Source organism: Frankia sp. CcMO1 (genome assembly GCF_977945845.1).
Genome location: NZ_CDWTMG010000167.1, coordinates 1 through 10,760 on the forward strand (window position 1 = coordinate 1; position 10,760 = coordinate 10,760).

The window sequence follows — 10,760 nt, forward strand, 5'->3', positions numbered from 1 at the left end:
CAGATCCCGGCACCCGCCTCCGCAGCGTCGCCACCACAAGCCCGGCGACACCGGCGACCGCGCCCGCTCCCATCACCCCCGTGGGCCACGGCAGCGTCGCGGCAGGAAGATCGGCGCACCGGCCGGCGACCGTCACCAGCCACCAGCACGGCAGATCGGCGAGGTGCGCGAGCAGCCCGGCTGCTGACGGCGACACCGCCGCCACGACCAGCGTCAGTACCCCCAGCACGGTCGCCGGTGCGACGGCGGGCACGGCCAAGACGTTCGCTGGCACCGCCACGAGGCTCAGCCCCCCACCGGTCCAGGCCAACACCGGGGTGCACGCCAGCTGGGCGGCGGCCGCGACGGCGAGCACCTCGGCGATCCGCGCCGGCAGCCGCCGAGCGAGCGCGTCCCGCCAGCCCGGCGCAAAAACGATCATTCCGGCCGTGGCGAGGACGGACAGCGCGAAGCCGACCGAGAGGGCGAGCGCGGGATCCACCAGGACTAAGACGATCACGCTCGCCGCCAGGGAGGGCAGCACCGCCCTGGGACGGCCAATGGCGAGCCCGAGCAGGCCGACCAGACCCATCGCCCCGGCACGCAGCACGCTGGCCGAGGGCCGGGCGAGCACGACGAACCCGACGAGGGCGAGGGCTCCCACCGCGGCGCGCGACCGTGACCCACGCCCGGTCCATCCCATGAGGTAGAGCGCCGAGGCCGTCACGATGGCGACGTTGCTACCGGACACGGCCGTCAGATGGGACATTCCGGCGGCGCGGAAGTCCGCGCGCACCGCGTCGTCGAGCCCGGAGACGTCGCCGACCACGAGGCCGGGTAGCAGCCCGCGACGCGGTTCGGGCAGTCCCCCAGCGGCTCGACGCAGCCCGGCCCGTAGCCCCCCGGCGATTCGTTGGATCATGGTCGGCCCGCCGCGGGTCCGCGGTGGGCCGTTGGCGAACAGAACGGCGGCCACGGTGTCACCGACCCGAGGTTCGGCGAGCCTGCCGGAGACGACCAGGTGCTGGCTGGGCAGCAGAGCGCCCCAACCGCCGCCCCGCGCGAGCAGGACCATCGGGGCCCGGACCCGCAGATCCGCCGGGGGCGCGGTGAGGCGCTCCGCCCGGACGGAGATCACGAAGGTCACGCGATCGGCGCCGCCAGCCCCCTCCCCGGCACCCTCTCCGGCTCCGGGCCCGGTTCCCGTCCGGACCGCGGTGGACGAGGAGGTGGCGCGGGGATCGTCGGTGACGACGACCTCGGCTGTGACCAGACGGCCATGCCGGACCAGATCGGCGAGCGGGCCGCTGTCACGTGGACGAGCCGCCAGTCCACCCGCGAAAAACCCGGCGGCCAGAAAGACGAGGGCCGTGAGAACGACGACGGCGACGGCGGAGCGCCGCCCGACGCCCCGGGTGAGCGGCGCGCTACGCGGCTGCGACGGCAACGGCGACGGCGACAGCGACAGCGACAGCGGCGACTGCGACTGCGACTGCGACGGACGGGACCCGCCCGTAGCCACCTCGGCCCGATCGCCGCCCGGTCCTGGGCGAGTCGGCCGAGCGCCCCGCGGGCGGACCCGGACCAGCAGGAACACCGGAGCCGCGACAAGCACCGCACCGGCGGCGCCCAGCAACGGAACGGACGGCGGCCAGGTGCCGGCAACCGCCGGGCCCACCAGCCGGGCGTCCATCGGACGGGAAGCCCCAGACGGCCGTTCCGGCAGCGCGAGTCCCGTCTCCATCCCGACGTCGACCACCGGAGCGTCAAACCTTCAGCAATGGCAGCAGATCGGCCAGCCGCTTGTCGCCGACTCCGGTCACCTCCGCGAGCTGCTCGGGCGACCGGAAGGGCCCGTGCGCCGTGCGCCACTCGACGATGCGGCGAGCCAGCACGGGCCCCACCCCGGGCAGACCGTCAAGCTGCTCGGCGGTCGCGGCGTTCAGGTCGATCGGACCGGTCGCCGCGGTGGAACCGGCGGCGCTCGCGGTGCTCCCGCCGACGGGCCCGAGGCCGGTACCTGCGGGTTGCCCAGGCGGCGCCGGGCCGGGCCTGCCATCGACGAGGACCTGTTCCCCGTCGACCAACATCCGGGCCAGGGCAAGGCCGGTCGTGTCGGTGCCCGGGAGCGATCCCCCGGCGCGTTCGATCGCATCCACCACACGCGCGCCCGCCGGGAGCCGGACGACACCCGGCCGGGCCACCCGGCCGGCGACGTCGACCACCACCTCGCCGCTCGCCCCGGTGCGGGCGGCCCTGGTCGTCGGTGCCGAGGCCACGTTCGTATCCGTGGCGGAGGTGGGACCGGTGGCCCCGTGGTCCGAGTGGTCCGACCGGGCGTTGCCAGCCGCCGCCGACTCCCCCGTCCGGAGGGTACCGACCTCGGAGGAGGCGAGCGGTACCGGGCGGTGCTGCCAGGAGAACCAGGCGGTCATGAGCGCGGCGGCGAGGGCGACCAACGCGAGAACGAGGGCGGCCCGGGCTGCCGGCGCCACCACGATGCCATGCAGCGTAGCTGGAAGCCGCCTGCGGATGACGCCGACCAGATCGCCCCGCGGAACTCCCGGCGCCGTCCGGCCGGCCGATGGCCCGCGATCAGGTCCCCGGCCGCCTTCGTCCTCGCCATCGTCCATCTCGCGCCCCGGACGGGGGTGGACTGGATGGGGGTGGAACGGGCGGGGATGGAGCGGGCGGCGCCGATCCGTTCGACCGGCGACCGGCCGACCAAGATCGGCTCCGTCCGCCGCAAGCTCGTCCGCGGCCCATCCGTCGGCGGCCCGGTCCTCATCGAGGAACACGCCCTCGCGAATCCCGACCAGGTCGGACTCGTCGCCACCGATCTCCTGCTCGTCTTTGGTGAACGTGGCGTCGCGAACGCGGCGGGATCCACCAGCCGAGCCGTCTACTGGTGGGTCCGGCGGACGCAGCGGCACGGTGGCGTCGTCCGACGGCAGCAGGTCCAGCGATGGCCATCGCGATGAAACGGACGGTTCAGACGGAAATGCGCGGACGGGGAAGCGCGGCGGCGGGTACCCGGGACCAGGGGTGGATTCGACCATGGCTGGACCGTAGATCGATCACGGCGGCTCCCGCTCCGCTTGCCGCCGTCCTGTGGACAGCCGCCCGTCGTCCACAGCCCCCGCCCAGTGGCCTGCCGGGGTCCCGGTTCTGTCGCAGCCATGGGCTCGGCGGTAAGGTCCGCTCGACACTGATTGTGGGAGCACCACTGGGAGGTGCGCCGATGCGCGTGACTGTCGACTACGACCGCTGCGCGAGCAGCGGAACCTGTGTCCGTCTCCTCCCGGACGTGTTCGAGATCCGCGACGACGGCTTCCTCTACCTCCTCGACGAGGAACCCGACGACGCCAGGTGGGACGACATCCAGGAGGCTGTCGACTCCTGCCCAACCGAGGCGATCAGTATCTCCGATAGCTGATCACGGCGTGGCGGTCGGTCCGACTCCCTGGAGGGCACGCCTCCGAAACGGATCCGACCGCTCGAACCCTCCACGGCGCACCAACCCCGCCGGCAGCCGGCCGGGAGTATGAGTCGCGGTAGCGGCTCACCAGAACCGGGTAGAGACCTTCTGACGAGAGCGGCCCGCGCATTTCCGGGCGGAGCCCCGACCCGGGGAGGTGCCTCGATGGCCACGATCTACCGGCAGCACCGACGTCAGCAAGCCCCCAGCGCGCTGTGGCCGGCGTTGCTCCTGCTCGGTGCGGCGGTCACCGTACTGGGACTTCTACTGATCACGAACCCCTTCGCGACCGCCGGCACACTGGCGGTCCTCGCCGGAGTGGCACTCGTGCTCTCCGGCATCAGCGAGACGATCGCCGCGGTCCGGTCAGAGAACACCGCGGGGACTGCCCTGTTTGGGATCATGCTTGCGGTCGGCGGCGTCATCGTGCTGCTGTGGCCGGGAGCCACCCTCCGAGTCGTCGCGCTGCTCGTCGGCGCGATACTGATCATCACCGGGGTCGTCCGGGCCCTGGTGACCTGGGCGAGCAGATCCTCGCACGGGACCGGTCGCGGCATCGCCGGTCCGCTCATCCTGGCCGCGCTCAGTATCGTCCTCGGCGTACTGGCGCTGACCTGGCCGGGAGCGACGATCATGGCACTAGCGGTGATCTTCGGAATCCAACTGATCGTCACCGGCGTCACCGAGATCGCGCTCGGGCTCGCGCTTCGCCCGCGCGGTCACTCCTGACCTCCGGCGACCATCCGTTCTCCGGATTTCCGGCGGATCAACCCGCGATTGCCGAGCGCGCCCGCCGGGTCACCCGCCTCCCGGCCCGGCGGCAGTGCCTTTGCCCGGGGCATTGACGGGGGTATCAACCGGGTCGATACCGAACAACGACAGATCGACGGTGCCGCCCACCCGCGCGGACGAACCGGCACCACCGCCGACGGAACCACCGGACCGCTCCGGGTCCACCGCGAGAGCCGCCCGCCCGCCCGCCTGCGCGACGGCCGCGGCGACCACCGGATCGATCTCGACGGGATCGATGAGATGACGACCCTTGTTCCGGACACTGCCCACCTCGGCTGCGACCGGATGCGCCGCGACCACCCCGGCCGGCGCCGGCCGCAGCAGCGAGGCGAACGCGGCGGGATCGCGGACCGAGGGATCCATCCAGCGATCCCAGGCGGCCTCGGGCAGGATCACCGGCGAGCGGTCGTGCAGGAACTCCAGCCCCGCGGCGGCTCCGGTCGTGAGGATCGTGAAGGTCACCAGCGGGGCCTCACCCCGGCGCCAGACCTCGTAGAGACCCGCGAACGCGAAGATCCCGCCGGTTGCGGGATGGCCCGCGGGACGGATGTAGAAGGGTTGCCCCCGCCGCGAGCCGCCACCCGGATGGAACCACTCGTAGAACCCGGTCGCCGGGACGAGGCAGCGCCGTGCGGCGAAGGCCGACCGGAACGCCGGCTTGGTCGCCGCCGTCTCCGACCGCGCATTGATCATCTTTGCGCCGATCGTCCGGTCCTTGGCCCAGGACGGCACCAGCCCCCAGGTCGCGAGGCGAAGGACCCGCTCGGTCCGGCCGGCCGGAGGCGGCTTCCCGGCCGGAGGGAGGTGCGCCTCACCCCGAAGAGCGCCGTCCGGGAGCTCACGCGGCTCGGCGACGACGATCGGCATCGTCGAGGTGGGCGCCACGTTGTAGTTCTCCGTCACCGCGCCGGCAGTCTCGTCGTGAGCGGACATCGCCGCGGCGAGGTCGTCGGTCTTCAGCTTCTGGGTGTACCGACCGCACATGGCGCCAGTGTGGCACCCGGGTCCGACAGGTCGCAGGTTCCGCGCGGAGGTCGCCCGAACGCGAGGGTCGCCCGAACGCGAAAGTCACCCGAACAGCGCGGCGAGGCCACCGGCCAGCGCGCCGAGATTGACCAGGCCGAAGAACCCGACCCAGAGCGTCGGGGGCAGTCCGGTCGGCCGTGCGAGCTGATCCGGATCGGAATCCCCGGCCCGGCGCCGACGGCGCCCCCGCTGCACCTCGATCACCGGGCGGATCGCGCCCAGCAGCAGGAAGCACGCAATGTACGCGGCGAATCCGGCGCGCACGCTCTGCGGCGCGAACCAGGAGACCGCCAGGATTCCCGCGGTACTCCCCAGCACGGACAGGGCCCCGAAACCGTTGCGGATCACGAGCAGCATCGCCAGCAACAGCGCCACGCACAACTGCAGCAGCAGACTCGTCCGGCCGGTGGCCAGCAGGCCCGCAGCTCCGAGACCGAGCAGGGACGGTGCCGTGTAGCCGGCGGCGACGGTCACGACGACACCCGCACCGGTCGGCCGCCCGGAGGACACGGTCACTCCGGAGGTGTCCGAATGCAGCCGAACGCCAGCCAGGCGGCGCCCGGTCGCGACCGCGGCCAGGGCATGTCCACCTTCGTGTGCAATTGTTATCACATGTCTAGATATCGGCCATAGGCGGTCGCCGAGTACCGTCAGGGCCGCCAGAATCGCGGCAACGACGAGCACCCACTGCGGCGGCGCCGGCTGCGCCGCGATGCCCCGGCGCAGAATCTCCATTTCCGTTCTCTCTCCCTCATCCGCGCGGTTGGTCCCGCTCCTCCACAGACGTCTGATACGAACATCATCGATCCTGCCCCCCGCCCGCACGCGACGTCGCCTTCCGGTGAAACCGGACCGCGGTATCGCCGGACATCCACGACGACCGGTGTCAGGGGGTGGGGGTAAGGTCGTGTCGCATTCGGCACACCGGTGAGACCGCGAGGAACATCGAGGAGTGGCCCGTCGTGGCGGAGTACGTCTACCGGCCGGTGGTCAGCATGGTGCGGGGACTTTTCGGCGCACTGCGCCTGCGTCTTGACATCCAGGGCACGGAGAACATCCCGGCATCGGGGGGCGGCATCGTCCTGATCAATCACGTCTCGTACCTGGACTTCGCGCTCGCGGGTCTGCCGTTCTGGATCGCGGAGCGTCGGCTGGTCCGGTTCATGGCCAAGAAGGCAGTCTTCGACCACCGGATCAGCGGGCCGCTCATGCGCGGCATGCACCACATCCCGGTCGACCGGGAGGCCGGCGCGGCGTCTCTGCGCCACGCCCTCGACGCACTGCGAGCCGGGGAACTCGTGGGCGTCTTCCCCGAGGCGACGATCAGTCCGAGTTACTGTCTGGCGACATTCAAGACCGGGGCGGCCCGGATGGCCGCTCACACGAAGGTGCCGGTGATCCCGGTGATTCTCTGGGGCAGCCAGCGCATTTTCACCAAGGGACGGCCCTTCAGCCTGCGGGACGCGATCGGCGTCCGCGTCTCGATCACGGTAGGCAGACCCGTCCAGCCCACGGAACTGGGTAAGGGCCGCGACGGCACGGCGCTGCTGGAGAAGGTGATGAACGAGCTGCTCGACGATGCGCAGCGCCGCTACCCGCGGCCCGCGCCGGGCGAGCCGGACTGGTGGCTGCCCGCGCATCTCGGTGGCTCGGCTCCTCCTCGGCCGGCCGATCAGGACGCCGCCGCCAAGCAGAGCACCTCCGAGGAATCCGGCCAGAGCTGACAGATCCCCGTCGGAACCCTTGCCGACCGGCGATCCCGCGGACGACTTCTGCGCGGTTACCGTGCGTTCTTCGAGGAAGTGCTCACCCACGAGCACCGCCCCGGGACGGAGGCCCGTCGGCCTCGGTACCGGACGGCGGCCGGTACCGGGTCAGCAGAGCGGCCCGGCGCGCGGGGTGCAGGTTCGCCCGGGTGACGTCCCCGCCGTAATGCTCGACAACGCGGTCGTCCATCAGCCGAAACCACACCGGCGGGAGATACGCCGCGAGCAGGAGCGTAGCGTACCCCGCCGGTAGCTGGGGAGAGGCCTCGAAGGACCGCAGTGCCTGGTAGCGCCGGGTCGGGTTGGCGTGGTGGTCGCTGTGTCGCTGCAACTGATAGAGCGCCAGATTGCTGATCACGGCATCGCTGTTCCAGCTGTGCCGGGGGTCGACCTTCTCATAACGCCCGCTCGGGGTCAGCTCCCGGGCCAGGCCGTAGTGCTCGATGTAGTTGACCCCCTCCAGCAAGGTGAACCCGAAGGCCGCCTGGGCGACGAGGAAGACGAGCACGGCCGGCCCGAACGCGACGGCCAGTGTCGCGAACAACACTGCGGTGAGCAACCAGCCGAGCACGACCTCGTTGCGCACCGACCAGATCCGTCGGCCGCGCAACCGCAGCCGGGCGGCCTCCAGCGACCAGGCGGAACGCAGACTACCGACGACGGTCCGCGGCCAGAACCGCCAGAAGCTCTCCCCCAACCGGGCACTCGCCGGGTCCGCCGCCGTCGCTACCCGCACGTGATGGCCCCGGTTGTGCTCTACGGAGAAGTGACCGTACGCGGTCGGCGCCAGCATCAACCTCGCCAACCACCGCTCGAAAATCCCTCGCTTGTGGCGGAGCTCGTGCGCGGTGGTGATGCCCACCCCGGTCACGGTGCCGACCGACACCACCACTCCGATCCGGGCGGACCACGACAGGTCGCCGTTCGCCCAGGCCGAGGCGCCCAGCACCAGGCCGACGCCCGCCAGCGGCAGGTAGAGATACGTGCACCGGCGGTAGTAACGGTCGGCCTCCAGCGCGGCCCGGATCTCCTCCGGTGGATTGACCGGATCCGGCGGTGTGGTCATGTCGAGCAGCGGAACCAGGACGAAGACGAAGAGCGGGGTGATCCACCAGTACAGCCCGACACCCGTTCGATGCCACAGTCCGTATCCCACGATGGCCAGCAACGGGACGATGATCGCGGTGAGCCACATGTACCGCTTGCCGTCCCGCCAGGCGAGGCCGCCGGGCGCGGTGAGGACAGGTGCCGCCATCGGTACCTCCGATTTGCCGGCTGGACCGCCGACCGCGCCGACCGCCACCACGGGGCGAAAACCCCTGACGGCGCACCACAACTGGACAGTGAGCCTGCCACGTGTCATATACGCTGACAACAGAACGCCGGTCACATCGAGGAGCAAGACCCGTGCAAACAGGTGGCGTGACGCCGTCGCCCGCGGGCCGGCGGTCCCGTTCGATGACCGACTCGCCCCCCTGGATCGGCGGGGTGATGGTCGGCACCCTGCTGCTGTCCGCCGTTGTTCTGATCACGTACACGCTGCTTCCCCTGCCCGGCCAGGAACGGCTGGGTGCGGGCAACTACGTCCTCGCCGCCGTGCTGTTCGCCGCCAACATCCTGCTGCCCCGGCTACTGCGACGGCACCGGCGCCGCCGGACCCACCGGCCGTGATCCATCCGCGCACCGGTCCCCGCCCCAGGCCGGCCGCGTGGCCTGTCCCACGCCCGGCGCCTTCCGGGAACCCCGGCTGCCACGATGGCCGAATGTCCGCACTGATCGTGCTCCTCGTCGGCCTGGTGGCGGGCATCGGGGTCCGGCACCGCGGACGACTGCCCGCGGACACCGCCCATGTGATCAACATCTGGCTGCTGGACGTGGCCCTGCCCGCTCTGACGCTGCGCGCCATGCACGGCATCGTCTTCCCGCCGAACCTCGCGCTCGTCATCGCCGCGCCCTATCTGCTCTTCGTCCTGACGACGGCCGGCTACGTGCTGGCCGGACGAGCGTTGCGGATGCCGCGGGAGGTCGTCGTCGCCCTGATCGCCACAACCGCAGTGGCGAACACAAGCTTCGTCGGCCTCCCGATGGTGACCGCCTTCTTCGGCGCGTCGTCGGTCCCGGTCGCCGTGCTCGTGGATCAGCTCGGTTCCTTCCTGCTGCTGAACACGGTGGTCCTCGGGACGGTCACGATCAGTGCCGGCGCATCGCTTTCCCGCGCCGAGCTCGCCCGTCGGGTCTTCACCGCTCCGGCGCTGATCGCCCTGGTAGCCGCGCTCGTCCTGCGGCCGGTGACGTTCCCGGACTGGCTGAACGCCGCACTGGGGTCGCTTGGTAGCACCCTCACCCCACTCGCCCTGTTCTCCATCGGTCTGCAACTCCAGGTGCGTGCGGTCCGGGTGTGGTGGCGAGAGCTGGCCCTCGGCCTCGGCATCAAGCTGGTCGCCGCGCCCGCGCTCGTGGTGGGGATCTACGCGCTGACGGGGACCGTCAGAGATCATGACGTGCGGGTGGCCCTCTTCGAGGTGGCGATGCCCCCGATGGTCGCCGGCGCACTCATCGCCGCCCGTCACGAACTCGCGGCACCGTTGCCAAGCCTGCTGGTGGGAGTCGGGGTTCCGCTATCGTTCGTGAGCCTGGCGGTCTGGGCGCTACTCCTCGGGGCCTGAGGAGGTGGGGGCCTGAGTCGTGCTCGTCCTCCAGTGGAGTCACCGCTGCGGCGGGCGCCCGGCGTGCTGATCACAGCCTACGTGGGCGGGTTGACCATGCGTGCGGCGCACCGGGCGGCACCTCCCACGCGGGCGCGCCGTCGGCGCACGGGGCGAGATGTGTGTCCGCGATGGCGGAGAAATCGCCGAAGAACTTGATTTCCAGCCGCTCGCGGCGGACACCTCCCTTACCGTCCGGCGCGAGACGCAAAAAGTACAGCACGTTCGTACCTCCGGCAGCCGGCCGGTCATGCGGGTTGTAGCCGCCACCGTCCCAGTGGAACTCGGCCCGGGTCCGCAACACCCAGCGCAGTCCCTCGATGATGACCGGATTTGGGTCCGGGAGCCGCATCGCGGAGTGCCGCTCGAGCTCGAACACGCGTTCCTGCTCGATGAGCCCGGCCGGTAGCCCAGGTGTCCGCCGGAGCATGAAGATCTCCAACGTGCGGTCCGCGCCCGCACTGGACCGCAGCGCGGCGTGGGTGAGACGCACGTCGAGCAGCTCCGCGCGCACCGCGTAGCGCTCGGCCAGCCGGGCCTTCACGATGACGCTGGGCACCAGCGTGCTCGGCCGCACGCCAAGAGCGGGCAACGCCGCGAGCGCGGCCTCGAAGTCGTCCACGGCGATCAGCAGCGCCGCGTGGTCCAGGACACAGTACCGTGCCACCAGATCAACGAGGGCCGCCGCCTCGTCGAGGCCGTCGAACAGGCCGGCGAGGAGACCCTCGGTGTGCAACGCGCGCAGCGGCGCGCACACGGCCTCAATCCGGCGCACGTCGATGGCGTCCAGACCGCTGCCAGGCCGTCCGAGGTCGGTATGCCCCGGTGAGGCCGTGAATCCCTGCGCTTCGATCATCCCGTGTCACCTTCCGCCGCGCGGATGTGCCTGACGACCGGACACACCACGCCGGTTCGGTCCAGTCCGGCTCCTGCTCGGTCGAGTCCGGCCACCTTAGGCCGCTGGGCCCGGCCACCATGGCAGATCCGACCCCGGAGCATTCCTGGCAGCCTAGT

Annotated in this window: 12 protein-coding genes; 6 read left to right on the forward strand and 6 right to left on the reverse strand. The window is 71.4% G+C overall.

The genetic code is table 11. The features are described from left to right. Both AC08OU_RS17530 and AC08OU_RS17535 read right to left on the reverse strand, forming a co-directional pair. Positions 1–1,738, reverse strand: a 1,738-nt coding sequence (locus AC08OU_RS17530; RefSeq protein WP_476605334.1) for a ComEC/Rec2 family competence protein, incomplete at its 3' end; no start/stop codon positions are given. A 7-nt stretch (positions 1,739–1,745) separates the two neighbouring features. After that, the gene (locus AC08OU_RS17535) at positions 1,746–2,477 is read right to left on the reverse strand and encodes a ComEA family DNA-binding protein (protein WP_476601191.1); all 732 of its coding nucleotides are present in this window, start codon (positions 2,475–2,477) and stop codon (positions 1,746–1,748) included. A 6-nt stretch (positions 2,478–2,483) separates the two neighbouring features. Here AC08OU_RS17535 and AC08OU_RS17540 point away from each other — a divergent pair, with 6 nt between their 5' ends. The 3 genes from AC08OU_RS17540 (at position 2,484) to AC08OU_RS17550 (ending at position 4,186) form a co-directional block, all read left to right on the forward strand. Further along, positions 2,484–2,960, forward strand: coding sequence for a hypothetical protein (locus AC08OU_RS17540; RefSeq protein WP_476601189.1), 477 nt, complete (start codon positions 2,484–2,486; stop codon positions 2,958–2,960). 260 nt (positions 2,961–3,220) lie between these two features. Continuing rightward, entirely contained in the window at positions 3,221–3,415 is a 195-nt protein-coding gene (locus AC08OU_RS17545; protein WP_476601188.1) for a ferredoxin, read from the forward strand. A gap of 207 nt (positions 3,416–3,622) precedes the next feature. Then, on the forward strand, positions 3,623–4,186 hold the full coding sequence (locus AC08OU_RS17550) for an HdeD family acid-resistance protein (protein ID WP_462188268.1): 564 nt from the start codon (positions 3,623–3,625) through the stop codon (positions 4,184–4,186). A gap of 69 nt (positions 4,187–4,255) precedes the next feature. On the opposite strand, the gene AC08OU_RS17555 is transcribed toward AC08OU_RS17550, so the two are convergent. Beyond that, positions 4,256–5,233 (reverse strand): SOS response-associated peptidase, encoded by a 978-nt coding sequence (locus tag AC08OU_RS17555; RefSeq protein WP_476601186.1) that lies wholly within the window; start codon positions 5,231–5,233, stop codon positions 4,256–4,258. 84 nt (positions 5,234–5,317) lie between these two features. Beyond that, complete coding sequence (locus AC08OU_RS17560; RefSeq protein ID WP_476601184.1) at positions 5,318–6,010, reverse strand: M50 family metallopeptidase; 693 nt, start codon at positions 6,008–6,010, stop codon at positions 5,318–5,320. Between the two features lie 227 nt (positions 6,011–6,237). Between AC08OU_RS17560 and AC08OU_RS17565 the strand changes: the two genes are divergently transcribed. After that, positions 6,238–6,999: a lysophospholipid acyltransferase family protein gene (locus tag AC08OU_RS17565; protein ID WP_476594928.1), complete on the forward strand. Its 762-nt coding sequence runs from the start codon at positions 6,238–6,240 to the stop codon at positions 6,997–6,999. Between the two features lie 82 nt (positions 7,000–7,081). Here AC08OU_RS17565 and AC08OU_RS17570 read toward each other — a convergent pair whose 3' ends face one another. Then, complete coding sequence (locus tag AC08OU_RS17570; RefSeq protein ID WP_476601182.1) at positions 7,082–8,296, reverse strand: alkane 1-monooxygenase; 1,215 nt, start codon at positions 8,294–8,296, stop codon at positions 7,082–7,084. A 203-nt stretch (positions 8,297–8,499) separates the two neighbouring features. Here AC08OU_RS17570 and AC08OU_RS17575 point away from each other — a divergent pair, with 203 nt between their 5' ends. Continuing rightward, positions 8,500–8,712, forward strand: a complete 213-nt coding sequence (locus AC08OU_RS17575; RefSeq protein ID WP_462188273.1) for a hypothetical protein — start codon at positions 8,500–8,502, stop codon at positions 8,710–8,712. Between the two features lie 92 nt (positions 8,713–8,804). Beyond that, positions 8,805–9,707 carry an AEC family transporter gene (locus AC08OU_RS17580; protein ID WP_476601180.1) on the forward strand — a complete coding sequence of 301 codons (903 nt, stop codon included), beginning with the start codon at positions 8,805–8,807 and terminating at the stop codon, positions 9,705–9,707. A 70-nt stretch (positions 9,708–9,777) separates the two neighbouring features. Here AC08OU_RS17580 and AC08OU_RS17585 read toward each other — a convergent pair whose 3' ends face one another. After that, on the reverse strand, positions 9,778–10,602 hold the full coding sequence (locus AC08OU_RS17585; protein WP_476601178.1) for a hypothetical protein: 825 nt from the start codon (positions 10,600–10,602) through the stop codon (positions 9,778–9,780). Positions 10,603–10,760: the final 158 nt, after the last annotated feature.